This window comes from Brevundimonas sp. (assembly GCF_046299595.1).
In the GTDB taxonomy this organism is placed as follows: Bacteria; Pseudomonadota; Alphaproteobacteria; order Caulobacterales; family Caulobacteraceae; genus Brevundimonas.
Window position 1 is genome coordinate 975,119 of sequence record NZ_JBKBHQ010000001.1, and the last position, 13,426, is coordinate 988,544.

At 68.0% G+C, this 13,426-nt stretch carries 18 protein-coding genes (1 of these 18 only partly in view); 6 read left to right on the top strand and 12 right to left on the bottom strand.

The genetic code is table 11. The annotated features are described in order from the left end of the window. Positions 1-474: the 5' portion of a rhomboid family intramembrane serine protease gene (locus ACK4E3_RS04890; protein WP_409697147.1), read on the bottom strand. The gene continues 315 nt to the left of window position 1, outside the view; the window shows 474 of its 789 coding nt (coding positions 1-474); its start codon is at positions 472-474; its stop codon lies beyond the left edge, outside the window. A 129-nt stretch (positions 475-603) separates the two neighbouring features. On the opposite strand from ACK4E3_RS04890, the gene hfaA reads away from it, so the two are divergent. From hfaA to hfaD, 3 genes are read left to right on the top strand one after another with little or no spacing between them, the layout of a single operon-like run. Further along, entirely contained in the window at positions 604-1,038 is a 435-nt protein-coding gene (hfaA, locus tag ACK4E3_RS04895) for a holdfast anchoring protein HfaA (protein ID WP_409697150.1), read from the top strand. Further along, positions 1,016-2,035 carry a holdfast anchoring protein HfaB gene (gene hfaB, locus ACK4E3_RS04900; protein ID WP_409697153.1) on the top strand — a complete coding sequence of 340 codons (1,020 nt, stop codon included), beginning with the start codon at positions 1,016-1,018 and terminating at the stop codon, positions 2,033-2,035. The genes hfaA and hfaB overlap by 23 nt, the downstream gene beginning before the upstream one ends. Further along, complete coding sequence (hfaD, locus tag ACK4E3_RS04905) at positions 1,962-3,227, top strand: holdfast anchor protein HfaD (protein WP_409697156.1); 1,266 nt, start codon at positions 1,962-1,964, stop codon at positions 3,225-3,227. The genes hfaB and hfaD overlap by 74 nt, the downstream gene beginning before the upstream one ends. On the opposite strand, the gene ACK4E3_RS04910 is transcribed toward hfaD, so the two are convergent. The 3 genes from ACK4E3_RS04910 to ACK4E3_RS04920 are packed head-to-tail and all read right to left on the bottom strand — an operon-like array spanning position 3,193 to position 5,609. Beyond that, positions 3,193-3,699, bottom strand: a complete 507-nt coding sequence (locus ACK4E3_RS04910; protein ID WP_409697159.1) for a GNAT family N-acetyltransferase — start codon at positions 3,697-3,699, stop codon at positions 3,193-3,195. The genes hfaD and ACK4E3_RS04910 overlap by 35 nt on opposite strands. Before the next feature lie 11 nt (positions 3,700-3,710). Beyond that, the gene (locus ACK4E3_RS04915; RefSeq protein ID WP_409697162.1) at positions 3,711-4,481 is read right to left on the bottom strand and encodes an enoyl-CoA hydratase; all 771 of its coding nucleotides are present in this window, start codon (positions 4,479-4,481) and stop codon (positions 3,711-3,713) included. Between the two features lie 9 nt (positions 4,482-4,490). Then, positions 4,491-5,609 (bottom strand): MBL fold metallo-hydrolase, encoded by a 1,119-nt coding sequence (locus ACK4E3_RS04920; RefSeq protein ID WP_409701081.1) that lies wholly within the window; start codon positions 5,607-5,609, stop codon positions 4,491-4,493. A gap of 216 nt (positions 5,610-5,825) precedes the next feature. Between ACK4E3_RS04920 and ACK4E3_RS04925 the strand changes: the two genes are divergently transcribed. Both ACK4E3_RS04925 and ACK4E3_RS04930 read left to right on the top strand, forming a co-directional pair. Continuing rightward, positions 5,826-6,974, top strand: a complete 1,149-nt coding sequence (locus ACK4E3_RS04925; RefSeq protein WP_409697165.1) for a hypothetical protein — start codon at positions 5,826-5,828, stop codon at positions 6,972-6,974. Positions 6,975-7,149: 175 nt separating this feature from the next. Further along, on the top strand, positions 7,150-7,749 hold the full coding sequence (locus ACK4E3_RS04930; RefSeq protein WP_409697168.1) for a DUF3617 domain-containing protein: 600 nt from the start codon (positions 7,150-7,152) through the stop codon (positions 7,747-7,749). 12 nt (positions 7,750-7,761) lie between these two features. Here the strand turns inward: ACK4E3_RS04930 and ACK4E3_RS04935 are convergent, their stop codons facing one another. From ACK4E3_RS04935 to ACK4E3_RS04970, 8 genes are all read right to left on the bottom strand, one after another. Then, entirely contained in the window at positions 7,762-8,163 is a 402-nt protein-coding gene (locus ACK4E3_RS04935; protein WP_409697171.1) for a hypothetical protein, read from the bottom strand. A gap of 15 nt (positions 8,164-8,178) precedes the next feature. After that, positions 8,179-9,093 carry a DUF4870 family protein gene (locus ACK4E3_RS04940; protein ID WP_409697174.1) on the bottom strand — a complete coding sequence of 305 codons (915 nt, stop codon included), beginning with the start codon at positions 9,091-9,093 and terminating at the stop codon, positions 8,179-8,181. 132 nt (positions 9,094-9,225) lie between these two features. After that, a complete protein-coding gene (locus ACK4E3_RS04945; RefSeq protein ID WP_409697177.1) occupies positions 9,226-9,714 on the bottom strand; it encodes a hypothetical protein in 489 nt (162 codons plus the stop codon). An 84-nt stretch (positions 9,715-9,798) separates the two neighbouring features. After that, positions 9,799-10,152: a dihydroneopterin aldolase gene (locus tag ACK4E3_RS04950; RefSeq protein WP_409697180.1), complete on the bottom strand. Its 354-nt coding sequence runs from the start codon at positions 10,150-10,152 to the stop codon at positions 9,799-9,801. A 4-nt stretch (positions 10,153-10,156) separates the two neighbouring features. Further along, complete coding sequence (locus ACK4E3_RS04955) at positions 10,157-10,711, bottom strand: 6-pyruvoyl trahydropterin synthase family protein (protein WP_409697183.1); 555 nt, start codon at positions 10,709-10,711, stop codon at positions 10,157-10,159. A gap of 11 nt (positions 10,712-10,722) precedes the next feature. Continuing rightward, positions 10,723-11,616: a hypothetical protein gene (locus ACK4E3_RS04960; RefSeq protein WP_409697186.1), complete on the bottom strand. Its 894-nt coding sequence runs from the start codon at positions 11,614-11,616 to the stop codon at positions 10,723-10,725. After that, positions 11,606-12,388 carry an SDR family NAD(P)-dependent oxidoreductase gene (locus tag ACK4E3_RS04965; RefSeq protein ID WP_409697189.1) on the bottom strand — a complete coding sequence of 261 codons (783 nt, stop codon included), beginning with the start codon at positions 12,386-12,388 and terminating at the stop codon, positions 11,606-11,608. The genes ACK4E3_RS04960 and ACK4E3_RS04965 overlap by 11 nt, the downstream gene beginning before the upstream one ends. Then, positions 12,388-12,765, bottom strand: coding sequence for a dihydroneopterin aldolase (locus ACK4E3_RS04970; RefSeq protein ID WP_409697192.1), 378 nt, complete (start codon positions 12,763-12,765; stop codon positions 12,388-12,390). Before ACK4E3_RS04970 ends, ACK4E3_RS04965 begins: the two co-directional genes overlap by 1 nt. Positions 12,766-12,958: 193 nt before the next feature. Between ACK4E3_RS04970 and ACK4E3_RS04975 the strand changes: the two genes are divergently transcribed. Beyond that, complete coding sequence (locus tag ACK4E3_RS04975) at positions 12,959-13,405, top strand: DMT family transporter (protein ID WP_409697195.1); 447 nt, start codon at positions 12,959-12,961, stop codon at positions 13,403-13,405. The last annotated feature ends 21 nt before the right edge of the window (positions 13,406-13,426 follow it).

Consider the following 13,426-nt stretch of genomic DNA (forward strand, 5'->3'; position numbering starts at 1 on the left):
CAGCAGGCCATAGCTGAGCGCCGCAAAGGCCGCGCCCAGCACGAACAGGATGAAAAAGCCCGCAACGCCTGCGGGCGGGCGCGTCATCAGCCGCGCGACGGGCGCACCAAAGGCCAGGGCACCGACCGCATTCATGCCCGCGTGCAGCCAGTTTCCGTGGAGCAGGGCGTGGGTGAACAGCCCGCCATAGGCCCCGCGATCCAGATCGGCGGGGCGAAAGCCATAGCTGTATATGAGCGCCATCTCATCGGCGCTGCGCGACTGGAACCAGTAGGACGCCAGTATGGCCGCGGCCACCAGCAATGAAGCCACGGGTGCATTGAACATGCGTTCGCGCGGCGGGCGCGGCGGGCTGTAGCCCGATTCGCCCCTGGGACTGCCCCTGGGACTGCCCTTGGGATCGCCCCCGGAATCGGAGAGCTGGGGGCGTGCAGCCTGCCTGTCTGGCCTGTTGTCGGGGTCAGGTGATGTCATCAAATCTCAAATGAGGACGAAAGGGCGGAATCTCAAGCGGTTCTTAACGACCCTGTCTCACCTTGGGGCCCACGATGCTTATCGCGCGTCAAGCTTAACGACCGCGCGCAACCGGAGGCCTGAGACGTCATGGCACACCATATATATGCATTTACCGCGCGCAGAGCCCTCTGGGTGGTGTCTGCGGCGCTGATTGCGGCGGGTGCAGGCCCGGCGATGGCCCAGTCGAACGGCTCTGGCACGGCGGGCCAGTTCCAGGCCGGCTACGGCGGCGCGCGCTACACCACCGCCAGCCCCCAGCGCTACGGAATGCGCGACGAGAACGGCAACCTTCTGGTGGTCAACGGCCTGATCCAGGCGGGCGCCAGCGCCTATTCCAACACTTCGGGCGGCGCGGGCGTGTCGGGCGGGCGCTGGGGAATCAACAGCTCCACCGCCATCGGCAACAATCTGAATGTCGTGGTCCAGGGCAACTGGAACACCGTGATCGTCAACTCCACCCAGATCAACAATGGCAACGTCACCGCCGGAAGAGAGCTCAATGGCAGCGTCAACATCGACTAGGCGCTCTCTGGCGCGCCCCATCGCCCTCGCCTGTGCAGCGGTGCTGGCCCTAGGCGCCTGCGCCAGCCCCTCGGCGGGGCCGGGCGGGCTCTATGCCACGCCCATCGGCAATGCCCCGGTGACGGCGAACCCGACGCCCTACTCCACGGCCCTGTTCTGCCTTGCGGACTATGCCCGGCGCTACAACCTGCCCTCGCCGCGCATCGCGGTCGGGCGCATCAGCGACTACACGGGCACGGTATCGAGCGACGGCGGGCGACAGATCACCCAGGGCGCGTCGCTCATGGCCATCTCGGCGCTGGGCAAGTCAGGTGCGCGGGTGGTCGAGCGATTCGACACCTCGGTGTCCGAGCTGGAGCTGCGCTACGCCAACAACCGCCTGATCGGCGACGGCGTGCATCCCGAGACGCCCGACGATCCGGGCTACCGGCGCATTCTGGCCGGTCAGGTGCCGGGGTCGGACTTCTACATCGTCGGCGGCATCACCGAGGTGAACTACAACATCCGCTCGTCCGGTGCCGATCTGGGCGGCGGGCGCGCCGACGGCGCAGGCTTCTCGGGCGTGTTCCGCGGGCGCACCTTCGTGATGAACATCGCGCTGGACCTGCGCCTGGTGCAGACCACCTCGATGGAGGTGGTGGACGTCATTTCCTATCAGAAGCAGATCGTCGGGCGCGAGATCAGCGCCGGTGTGTTCGACTTCCTGAACGGCAACGTCTTCGACATCTCGGCAGGCTCCAGCGGCTTCGAGCCGGTGCAGCTTGGCGTGCGCGCCCTGATCGAGCGTGCCGTGCTGGAGATGATGGCCAATCTGTATGGTGCGCCCGGCCCGCAGGTGTGCCTCGACGCCGCCAACGACCCGCTCGGCACCTTCGGCGCTACGGGCGGCTACTACCCTGCTTACAACAACACGGGGACGAACAATGCCCAGACCCGCTCCGATCCTTCGCGCTGGCACGATCGTCGCGACGGCAATGTGCGCCGTGGTCGCTACTAGCGGCCCTGTCAGCGCCCAGGAAGCCCCCTCCCGCGTTCTCAACAACCAGCTCCAGCTCGGTGATGTCATCGCCGGGCAGAGCCTCAATGTGGTCGGCAGCGACGATCAGATCACCACCTCGACCAATGCCAGCGGCAATGCCGTGTTCGCGTCCACTGACAACGAGGACATGGACGTCGAGTCCGATCAGGCGCTGGAAGGCGACGTGCGCGCCGAAACCCGGCTGGAAGGCTCAGGCACCTTCGAGGGGCCCGTGACGCTGGCCACCCAGGCCACCGGCAATACCGCCCAGATTTCCGCCTACAACGGCGAGGTGAACGCCAGCGTCAGCCAGAGCATCGGCGATGTCGAGGTCAGCGCCACCACCGAGATCGACGCACCTTCGGGCCGGTTTCTGGGCGGAGCCTCCGTCACGACCACGGCCATCGGCAATGTCACGGCCATGGGCACCAGCTATGGCCGCAACGAGAGCACCATCGACCAGAGCAGCGCGGCCGTGACCCAGGCCGTCACTGGCGTGAACATCCAGTATGCCCCGGCCCCGATCAACTTTACCTCGACCGCCATTGCCAACAGCACCACGGCCACGGGCGAGGTGGCCTATCAGGATCTGACGGTGCGCCAGAGCGCCACTGGCGAGCGGACCCAGGCATCTACCTACATCTCGGTGGCCAACGGCTGGCAGCTTCATTCGGGCGCGAGCGCCACGGCCAATGCCGTGGGCGTGTACAACCGCGGCGGGGCCCTGCTGGTCACGACGGACCAGAACAACGACACCTATGTGCGCGCGGGCGCTACCGCCTTTGCCTATGACTATGGCGGGGCCACGGTGTCGGCGTTCGGCGCGGGCAACAGCGCCGAGGTGGGCAACAACGACATCTATCTGCGCCTCGACAACACCCAGGTGAACTCGGGCGGGGTCGATGTGATCGCAGGCTTCGAGGGCGCATACGGCTATGACGTGGCCGTGGGCGCGACGGCTGTGGGCAACAGCGTGACGGGCTATGTCTGCGCGGACTGCCCCGCCTATATGGACGTCACCAACAGCCAGACGAACAACGGACACATCTCGGCGACGTCGAACGTGGCGATCACCGGATCGAACCGGGCGCTGATCAATGCCACCAGCGCGGTGGGCAACTCGGCCACCTTCTACGTCACGCGCCCGGGCCAGCAGGGCTCGGGACACTGACGAGGCCGCACGGCACCTCGCCCTCACCCCACCACATCAGCCGTGCAGGATCGACCGGGCCGGGCATGACCGGGCCGTGGACGCTGCGAAATCCGAAGCGCGAGAAATAGGGCGGATCGCCCACCAGCAGCACACCGCAGACGCCCTGATCACGCGACCACTCAAGGCAGGCCTCGACCAGCATGGCCCCGACGCCTGCGCTTCGCTCGGCGCGCTCGACCGCGATGGGTCCGAGAAACAGGGCCGGATGCGCGCCAATCGTGATGGGCCACAGACGCACCGAGCCGATCACCCGCCCGCCCTCGCGCGCCACGAAGCCCGCCACCGGGCGCGAGCGCTCGCGCAGGCGCTCGGCCGTCTTGGCATAGCGCCCCGGCCCGAAGGCCCTGAGCACCACCTGATCGATGGCGCGGGCGTCAAAGGGGGTCTCGACACCGATGAGGATCGGCGCGGGGCTGGAGGTGGCGTTCATGAACGGGTCGCTCAGCTCCGAGAGAAATCAGGCGCGCGCTTCTGGGCAAAGGCCGTGAAGGCCTCCATGGCCTCCGCGCTGAGCATCTGGGCACCAAAGGCCTCGCCCTCGCTCTGCATCTTGGCCCACAGCGCAGCCGCATCGCGCATCAGGCGCTTGGTGGCCCGCAGCGAGCCGGGCGCACGCGACGCCAGGGCCCCGGCCAGGCGCTGGGCCTCGGCCTCGACATCGGCGGAAGCCACGGCGCGGTTGGCCAGCCCCCAGGCAAAGGCATGATCGCCCGTGATCGGCTCGCCCAGTGCGAACATCTCGAAGGCACGCTGATGGCCGATCACCGCGGACAGCAGGATCGAGGAAGCCGCCTCGGGCGCCAGCGCCAGATTGACGAAGGGCACCGACAGCAGGGCGTCGTCGGCCACCACCACCATGTCGCAGTGCAGCAGCAAGGTCACGCCGATGCCCACCGCGCGCCCGCGCACGCCCGCCACGACCGGCTTGTCGAACTCGGCCATGGCCTTGAGAAAGCGGAACACGCTCATCTCCGCCGGTGCGGTTCCGCCCGATGCGATGGCGATGAAATCGCCGATGTCGTTGCCCGCACAGAAGCTGTCACCGGCACCCAGGAACAGGACCGCGCGCACCGCGCTGTCGAGGGCGGCCTCCTCCATGGCCTCGGCCAGAGCCTGATACATGGCCTGGGTGATGGCGTTCTTCTTCTCGGGGCGGTTCAGCGTCAGGCGAAGGACGCCCGCATCGAGGGATTTCAGGACAACATCGCTCACGAGCTTGCCTCACTCCATGTCTGAGGGCGGGGCAGATGCACCTTTCACCTGCCACCAGTCAACGCCGTTCTGATCGCGCCGGCGCAAGATGCGCCCGGCCCGCTCCAGATGGTTCAGATGGGCGATGGCCTCGCCCGTGGCCATGGCCAGCAGGCCGCCGCTGACGGTGCGCGCGAACAGGGCACCGAACACGTCCACTGCGCGGCGCGGCTGCTCCAGCCGCCGCTCCAGCCGCCTCAGCGACAGATCGTGGCCCCGGATCAGGGCATCGAGGCGCGCGGCCACGCCATGAAAGGGCTCGCCGTGGGAGGGCAGCACCAGCAGCCCCTCGTCCAGCTCGCCGCGAAGGCGCGCCAGCGAGGCCAGCCAGTCGCCCAGCGGATCGGCCAGAGGCTCGGTCGGCCAGACGGACACATTCGAGGAAATGCGCGGCAGGATCTGGTCGCCCGCGATCATCACGCCGTCCTCATCGCGGATCAGACAGACGTGTTCAGGCGAGTGGCCCTGCCCGATGACGACGCGCCAGCACTTGGCGTCGATGCTGACGACGTCGCCTTCCACCAGCCGCTGATAGCTGTCGGGCATGGGCGCGACGGCCATGCCGAACTGGCCGTAGCGCTCGCGAAAGCGCTGAAGCTGGTCCTCGTCATAGCCTGCCGCCACATAGAACCGCTCGGCGTCCTCAGGGGCGCGGCGACCGGTATCGGCCAGCAGCATCCGCGCCGTGACATATTCGGTGCGCGACATCAGCAGGGGCGCACGGAAGCGCGCGCACAGCCAACCCGCCAGGCCGATGTGATCGGGATGCATATGGGTGCAGATCACCCGCGTGAGGGGCCGCCCCTGCATCGGCCCTGCCAGCAGCGCCTCCCAGCTGTCGCGCGAGGGTGCAATGTCGAGCCCGCAGTCGACCACCGCAAAGCCCTCGCCATCGCGCAGCAGCCACACGTTCACATGATCGAGCGCCATGGGCATGGCGAGGCGCGCCCACAGCACACCCTCGGCCACCTCGATGGCCTCGCCGTCCGCAGGCAGACGACCGGCGAGGGGATAATGCAGCGCCCGCGCGTGCGAGGGGGAGCCCGGCCCGGCCTCATCCGCAAGCGCATCTTCGACCTGCACATCCACCTCGGACAAGTGCGTCTCCATTGAAAACGCGCCGAGGATGCCCGGATTTGTCGGGCCGGTCCAGCCACAACCACGCCTTAACACCGCCGACTTCGGTGCTAAGGTAGCCGCCATCCATGCCGTGCGCGCACTTGACCCCACCCCCTGATCGGGCGAAGTCGCTGTCATCGGTCAACTTTGGTCGCTGACCAGAATGCAGTTCGAGGAACCCGTGCGATGATCAAGAAAACGCTTCTGACCCACGCGGTCGTGGCCCTGACGGTCGTGGCCTTCTATCCGGTGGACGTGGATGCCCAGTCGCGCACGCGCGGTGCCCGCTCGTCCAATGCGCCGCCGCCCTCGGCTGCGGCCCTGCAACAGAAGGCCGAAGCCGCCCTCGCCTCGCGCAGCGTGACCTGCGGCATCGCGGGCAGCCGCTGGATTTCCTATGCCAATATGCCCACGCCCCAGACGCGCGACCTGCCCGTCGCCCAGCGCGAGAACGAACAGGTCGAGATCTTCGAGGTCGCCTGCCAGACCGGTCCCGGTTACGTCATTGCCGACGGCGAGCGCAGCGGCGCGACCCTCTACAACTGTCTGGCCCTGAACGCGGCCGCGCCCCAGGAGCAGCAGGGCGGCAGCCGTGCCCAGCGCACCGCCCAGGTCGATCTGCGCTGCGAACTGCCCCAGAACACCGATGTCACCCGCGTGGTGCAGGGCTATGTCCAGGCCGCCAACCTCGACTGTCAGGTCGATCAGGCCGTATGGCTGTCGAGCCTTGTCGATGGCAACGAGCGCTATGAAGTGTCCTGCGCCGGTCGCACGGGCTACTGGATCGAGGCTGCGGTCGACAGCACCTCGCCCGCGCGGGTCGTGGACTGCTTCGAGAACCTGCCCCAGGGTGCCACCTGCCAGTTCACCACGCCCGAGCGCGTGACCGGCAACATCTCGCGCCTGATCGCCGAGGCGCCGCGCACCTGCGAGGTCAGCAACGGCCGCTTTGCCGGCGCCAACGACCGTGGCCGCTTCTATGAAGCCGCCTGCGCCGAGGGCTCGGGTTTCATGTTCCTGTTTGCCGAGGGTCGCGTGCAGGAACAGTGGGACTGCGTGGATGCCCAGCGCATCGGCGGCGGCTGCACCCTGACCCCGCCCGCCGTCATCCAGGCCAGCGCCACCGAGCGCCTGACCCGCGTGGGTCTGTCGTGCAGCTATCAGGGCCACAACCTGATCGGCAACGACAGCCGTGGCCGCCAGGTGGTCGAGTACCGCTGCTCGGACCGTCCCGGCGGTCTGGTGGCCTTCATCGGCGCGGACGCCGCCTCGAGCGAGGGCATGACCTGCGAGCAGGCCGCGCCGTCGGGCGTGCGCTGCACCCTGCAGGACTGATCAGGGGCCAGAACTGATCAGGGGCCAGAACTGATCAGGGGCCAGAACTGATCAGGGCGGGAGCGATCCTGCCGGACCACAGGACAAAGGGCCGGGGCGCAGTGTCCCGGCCCTTTTTTCATGCGCGACCTCCGCCGCTGGGCTATGGTCCCGCCATCGCCATCGGGGGCCTGTCATGAGCTTCGTACGACCTGTTGCCATCATCAGTCTGGTTGTGCTCGCCGCTGGCTGTGAGCGGCGCGCGGAACAGGAGCCCGGGGCCGAGCAGGCGCCTGATGCCGTGTCGGAAAGTGCCGAGAGCGCAGGGGCCGCGCCCGTCCTGCCCGCAGACAGGCCACGCCTGCGCGCCGGACTGTGGCGGGTCAGCACCTCGGACGGCGAGCGCATCTCCACCACCTTGATGTGCGTCGATGCCGCCTCCCAAGACCGCATGGGCGCTCTGGCAGCCCAGATGGTGCCCAGTGCCTGCAGCCAGCACGAGATGCGCGACATGGGTGGGGGCGCGTGGTCCAGCCGCATGGTCTGCGATCTCGGCAGCGCCGGGCGCATGAGCAGCGAGAGCGTGGCCCAGGGCGACTTCGAGCGCCGCTATACGGTCGAGACACGCTACACCACCACCGGCGCGGCCATGGAGAGCATGAACCGCTCGGGCACCACGGCGGCGGAGTCCGTCTATCAGGGGCCGTGCCCCGATGGCATGCGCCCAGGCGAGATCGAGCTTGAGGGCGGCCTGCGCTTCAACATGCTCGAGGTCGAGGCCCGCCCGCGCGGCTGAGCGGCCCCGGATTTACGCCATCGGGCGCGAGTCCATCACCCGCACAAGGCCCACGACGCTTCTGACCACGAACCAGATCGCCAGCACCAGCATGGCCACGCCCGCCGCGATCAGGAACGGAATCCCGATCAGGATCAGGCTGAACAGCGCCGAGACGATGATCACTGCGGTCAGGATGATGAACCAGACGATCACCGACCAGAACAGGCGGATCTGGGCGTCATAGTGCGTGCGTGCCCAGCCCGTATTGCCCTCGCGCAGGACATAGGCGGCAATGACCCCCACCACGGCGAACAGGTTGGCGCTGGGAATGGCCAGCAGATAGAGCAGCCACACGACCGCCGCGCCTGCCCGGCCCTCGTTGTCCGAAGTGGGCGGCGTGGCCGCGATCTGCTCGGGGGGGACGTGGCTCATGGAGGGGCCCTTTCTTCAGAACAGCCAGCTTCTGGGGTCGCGGATCGGCTGACCAGCCGACAGCCTGAGCGCCCCGTGGATGCCGCGCGCCAGCATCCACAGCGCCAGAACGAACGCGATGAAGATTCCGATCCCGACCAGCAGCAGGATCACCGCCACCAGGCCCACGATCACCGCTGCGATCAGGGTGCGGATCAGATAGGTGTAATGGGTCTGGAGCCACGGGGTGGCACCGCCCCTGAACAGCCATGCCACGATCAGGCCCAGCACCAGACCGACGCCGAGGGTCGGAATGGCTCCGATGGCCAGGGCATAGCTGGCGAACAGCGGAACGGTCTCGCCGCGTGATTCCTCGGACAAGTCGTGCCCCTTTCCTGATCTGATCGGCTCGGCTCTGGCGGGCGCGTCCCGGGTGCTGGCAACATCGTTGCCGGCGATTTGGGCGCGAGCGTTCTGCACCACCGCTGCGGCGGCGGACGCGTGGACGCTTTCGGGCGCAAGGACTTCGGACTCAGGCGATTCCGGGCCAGACGATTCTGGCATCAGATGAGCAGGCGCGGGAACTTCCGGCTCCGGCGCTTGCGGGACCATGAAGGAGACGGGTTCGGATACCGGCTCGGGCCGGACTTCGAGACCGGCACCGGATATTGCCTCCAGCGCACCGTCCTGCGGCCCGCCATCCCCGGCAAACAGGGCTGCATCCCCTTCGAGCTGCGCCCCATCATGGCGCGCCGCCTGTGCAGGGCGCGCCGAAAGGCTGTGAGCCGAGCAGAAGCCCACCTGCTCATCAAAGGCCAGGGCATCGTCATCGAGGGGCGGGGCGTCACCGCTGCGCGCATCCCCGGCGGTCAGGGACTCTGGCGCAGCCTCCTGCACCCGCTCGCCCGCAGGCTCGCGCGCATCGGAAGTCAGTTCATCGGGTTTCGACATCAAGGGCCGTAGTCCTCACGCGCGTGCACCGGCTGCGCAGCCGCCCGCACCATAGCCAGCACCCGCGCGCTTCACCAGAGCGCACACGCGCAAGGCGCCCGGGCGCGCGCCGATTCGTCACTCGGCCGATTCTCACTCGCCGGATGCGGACCCGCCGTCTTCGGCCTGGGGCGCGCTGTCCGCTGGCACGCAGGTTCTCAAGGTGACCTCGCCCGCGAAAAGTCCGCCGCGCACGCGAATCTGGCGCGGGGTCGCATCGGGCACCTCGGTGATCACCACCGGCTCGGTGGAGCTTGTGCCCTCGGCCTCGCAACGCACGCCTATCAGCCAGCCGGTCTCGGTGCGCTGTGCCCCTGCCCCGTCCAGCGCGCAGCTGGTGCCACCCGCCGTGACGATCTGCTGTTCACCAATCTCCCAGCCCGCGCGCTCGCACATATCGGTGCTGACCGCCCAGCGGCCCACCAGAGCGGCATCCACATCGGCAGGGGTCTCGATCACGCTTGCGGGCTCCTCTGCCACAGGCTCGGGACTGACGGCCTCGCGCTCGCCGCAGGCTGCCAGGGCGAAAAACGCCGCAGCCACAGACACCATCGGCACGGACCGATCAGGAAAACGGATCATGGGCAGGCTTCCTCCGACGTGTAGCGATCTTTCATCCAGCCCCGCCAATGGGGCGATCTCATGGTCAGGCGGCGCGGCATCGAATCATGAACTGCGCGCCAGGCGCACCTCGCAGCCCGCGCCGTCGGCCTCCTTGAGCGCCTCGGGTTTCTCGACCCGCACCACCACCTTAAGCACCGGCCCATGCTCCAGGCACGCGCGCGCAAGACGCAGGGCAAAGGTCTCGACCAGCGCCACATGGCCCTCGGCAGCGATCTGGCGGGCGGCCTCGGCCACGCGCTCGTAGTTCAGGGTATCGGACAGACCCTCGACACTGGCGCCTTCCAGCAGGGCCTCGATGTCGATGGTCAGCGGCTGGGTGCGGTCATACTCGTCCGCGTGCACGCCGATGCGTGCGCCCACGCGCAGGCCCCGCACGAAAACCGTGAAACGCGCCAAACGCTCAGCCCCGGCGGCGCAGGTTCAGCGTCGAGACGCCGAAATCGTTGATGGTGTCGTCGGCCCGATCGACCCAGACGCCCGCCTGCCAGGCGACGTCCATGGCCTCGATGTCGGCGCGGTGCACGCTGACGGCATTGGTGGGCGTTTCCTCGACGCTCACGCGCTCGACCACGAAGTCGGGAGCATCCTCGCGCAGGAAGGCGCTCAGCTTGGCGTGCAGCGCCAGGGCCAGCGCCTCGGTGGTCGGATCGCCCGCAAAGGTCATGATGCGCGACAGCCGCTGGGGCTCGTGCCGTGCGAAGAACTCGACCAGCGGATCATCGAGGCGCAGCTGCAGGGCGTGATCGACGCTGTGATCGATGAAATGATGCCAGCGCGACTTCAGCCGCTCGAAGGGCGCGACCATGTTCGAGCCGCCAAGATCAGGGCGCGCGCGCGCGCGCAGCTCGACGCGCACGATCTCGTTGTGACCGTGAGGCGTGGCGCATTTGGACGCCGGATCGGCCAGCAGCCGATGCGCCATGGAAAACCGCCGGGTAAACTCGATCCGCACCATAACCGGGCTCTTTACTGCCTAAGCGCGCCCAAGTCACCTTTGAGGACGGCACGCACCTGATCGAGCGCAGGTGGGCCGCTGGTGCCCTCGCCGACATCGGCAAACAGCTCGGGCGCCTCGGCCAGAAACGCGCGCAGCATGAACATCAGGTCCTGGGCGAAATAGAGCTGTTCGGCGCTGTCCCACAGGAACTCGCGCGAGACGAACTTGCCGCCGACCAGGCACACGAAAGACGCCCCGTCGATGGTGCGCGCGATGGGCTCCTTGAGAAAGGCATAGCCGGTGTGCAGGCGATCGTCCCCCTCGTCCGGCCTGCCTGCGCCTGCGCCCTCGAGCGTATGGGCAAAGCGGCGCGCCAGAGCGGCAGGCCGCTTCAGGGCGGGGGTGACGAGGTGGCGCGGCACACACAGGTTGAAGTTGATGCGCCCCACATTGACCTCGAGACGGAACACCACGGCCTTCCACACGCCCGCGCAAGGCACCAGCACCACGAAGTCGGCGTGGCACTCGCCGTGCACGGCGTTGGTGAACACCGGCGCGCTGGCGGCGGGCTGCGGCGGGCGCCTGCGCGGCTCTGGCGCATAGAGGGGCTGGGGGGATTCACAGATGCGCGCCAGAACGGACGGGATCACGCTCAGGTAAAGGATTTCCGTGCGCCGGCGCAGGCCTGCCACCCCGCTCTCGGCGCGCGCCAGCACGGCCACCAGCAGGATGATGGGCAGGAGCACGCCGAACATCTGGATCGTGGCGGTCAGCAGATCGCTGCGACCGTTCATGACCCCCATGACGAACAGGGCGATGTTCATACCCGCCGAGACCAGCAGCACCAGCAGCACGAACAGCTTGGTCGACCACGGCAGGGTCAGGGTCTTGAGATCGCGCAGCACGTTGGGGCTAAAGCTCATCGAAGGCGACGTCCCGCGGGCGGCGCACCAGGGCCTCGCCGCCGTCCACCACCAGAATCTGTCCGCAGAACGAAGGGGTGTCGAGCGCAAAGCGCAGGGCGCGCGCCACGTCGTCCAGACTGCTGGTGATGCCCAGCGGCGTGGCGGCGGCGGCCTTGTGGAAATCGCTCTCGGACTGCGGCCCGCTGGGCAGGGTCACGCCCGGCGCAATGGCACAGACCCGCACCTGGGGCGCACAGGCCATGGCCAGCGGCGCAATCATGCCTGCCAGTCCCATCTTTCCGGCCGTATAGCTGAAATAGTCTGGATTGGGGCTGGTGACCTTGTGATCCAGCAGATTGACGACCACCGCCCGGCCCGGCGCCAGGGCAGAGGCTTTGTCAATATTCTCGGCGCGCACATGGCGGGCAAAGTCGCGGGTCAGGAACAGCGGGGCCTTCAGATTGGTGTCGAGATGGACCTGCCAGCGCGCTTCGGCCAGGGTGTCGAGGGTGTCGTACTCGAACAGGGAGGCGTTGTTGACCAGCGCATCGAGCCCGCCCAAAGCCTCGGCGGCGCGCGCGATCAGGCTGTCACGATCCCCGGCATCGAGAAGGTCGCAGGCGATCGCCTCGCAGCGATGACCCTGCGCGGTCATCTCGTCGCGCAGCGCGCGGGCCTCGCCTTCGGATCGGCGATAGCTGAACACCACCGCATCGCCCGCCGCGCAGAGGCTGCGCACCAGATGGGCGCCCACCCGGCGCGAGGCCCCGGTGACGAGCACGCGGCGCATCAGCCCTCGCGCCAGCGGGTCAGCTCGACGCCCGCGCCTGCGGTCTCGGCAAAGATGTCGGGCTTGGAGATGGAAATGCGGCAGCCCGCCACCTGCTCATCCGTCAGGATGAAGTCGGCCAGCCCTTCCAGCAGGGTTTCGAGCAGCTCGACGTGGGGTCGGCCCGCCCAGCCCAGAACATGGGCGCGCACCCGGTCGTAGTCGACGAAAGCGTCTCTTGCCCCCAGCGGCCAGGGCGCGAACATCTCGACATTGACGATCAGGCGGTTGGGCCGCTCGGGATGGCGCTCCCACGGGTGCAGGCCGCAGGCGACATCGACGGCGATGTCACGCAGGAAGATGCGATAATGACTGCGCTCGGCGAGCCCTGCGCCCATCAGTCGACGCGGCCGAACTCGAGATAGTTGATCAGCGCCATCACACCGACGAAGCCAAGCACGATGAACAGGGGGGTCATGGGTTACTCCGCAGGCTCTGGGACCATTACAGGGATGCTGGCTTAAAGGGCTCCGCGACGCGGTTCAAGAGACTGCGCTTTTCAGGCGATGCGCGAGGCACTAGTCAGGAGCCATGAACCCGACCGCCTTCGCCTTCATCGCCGTCATCATCGGCGGCGCCCTGACCGCCCTGCAAGGGCCGACCAATGCGCGCCTGGCCTCGGCCACGGGCTCTGCGGTCAATGCGGCCCTGATCTCGTTCGCGGTCGGCACCGTGGCCCTGCTGATGCTTGCCGCCGTGCTCCAGACGCGCGTGGACATGGCCGCGACCCGCGCCCTGCCCGCCTATGCGTGGCTGGGCGGGCTCTATGGGGCCGTGTTCGTGGTCGCCTCGGCCTATGCGGTGCCCAAGCTCGGCGTGGCCACCACCATCGTGCTGATGGTGGCGGGCCAGATGCTGGTCAGTCTGGTGCTGGATCATTTCGGTGCCATGGGCGTGCCGCGTCAGCCGATCAGTCCCCTGCGCGTGCTGGGCGTGGCCATGCTGATCGGCGGCGTGCTGCTGGTGCGGCGCGGCTGAGGGCGGCGTCGTGACGCCCGA

Bases quoted from the DNA above. Each gene is read 5' to 3' on its own strand.
- ACK4E3_RS04975 (WP_409697195.1), top strand. From the start codon at position 12,959: ATGAACCCGACCGCCTTCGCCTTCATCGCCGTCATCATCGGCGGCGCC.
- ACK4E3_RS04965 (WP_409697189.1), bottom strand. From the start codon at position 12,388: ATGCGCCGCGTGCTCGTCACCGGGGCCTCGCGCCGGGTGGGCGCCCAT.
- ACK4E3_RS04940 (WP_409697174.1), bottom strand. From the start codon at position 9,093: ATGTCGAAACCCGATGAACTGACTTCCGATGCGCGCGAGCCTGCGGGC.
- hfaD (WP_409697156.1), top strand. From the start codon at position 1,962: ATGCCCAGACCCGCTCCGATCCTTCGCGCTGGCACGATCGTCGCGACG.
- ACK4E3_RS04970 (WP_409697192.1), bottom strand. From the start codon at position 12,765: ATGGGCGCAGGGCTCGCCGAGCGCAGTCATTATCGCATCTTCCTGCGT.
- ACK4E3_RS04925 (WP_409697165.1), top strand. From the start codon at position 5,826: ATGATCAAGAAAACGCTTCTGACCCACGCGGTCGTGGCCCTGACGGTC.
- ACK4E3_RS04910 (WP_409697159.1), bottom strand. From the start codon at position 3,699: ATGAACGCCACCTCCAGCCCCGCGCCGATCCTCATCGGTGTCGAGACC.
- ACK4E3_RS04955 (WP_409697183.1), bottom strand. From the start codon at position 10,711: ATGGTGCGGATCGAGTTTACCCGGCGGTTTTCCATGGCGCATCGGCTG.
- hfaB (WP_409697153.1), top strand. From the start codon at position 1,016: ATGGCAGCGTCAACATCGACTAGGCGCTCTCTGGCGCGCCCCATCGCC.
- ACK4E3_RS04930 (WP_409697168.1), top strand. From the start codon at position 7,150: ATGAGCTTCGTACGACCTGTTGCCATCATCAGTCTGGTTGTGCTCGCC.
- ACK4E3_RS04945 (WP_409697177.1), bottom strand. From the start codon at position 9,714: ATGATCCGTTTTCCTGATCGGTCCGTGCCGATGGTGTCTGTGGCTGCG.
- ACK4E3_RS04935 (WP_409697171.1), bottom strand. From the start codon at position 8,163: ATGAGCCACGTCCCCCCCGAGCAGATCGCGGCCACGCCGCCCACTTCG.
- ACK4E3_RS04960 (WP_409697186.1), bottom strand. From the start codon at position 11,616: ATGAGCTTTAGCCCCAACGTGCTGCGCGATCTCAAGACCCTGACCCTG.
- hfaA (WP_409697150.1), top strand. From the start codon at position 604: ATGGCACACCATATATATGCATTTACCGCGCGCAGAGCCCTCTGGGTG.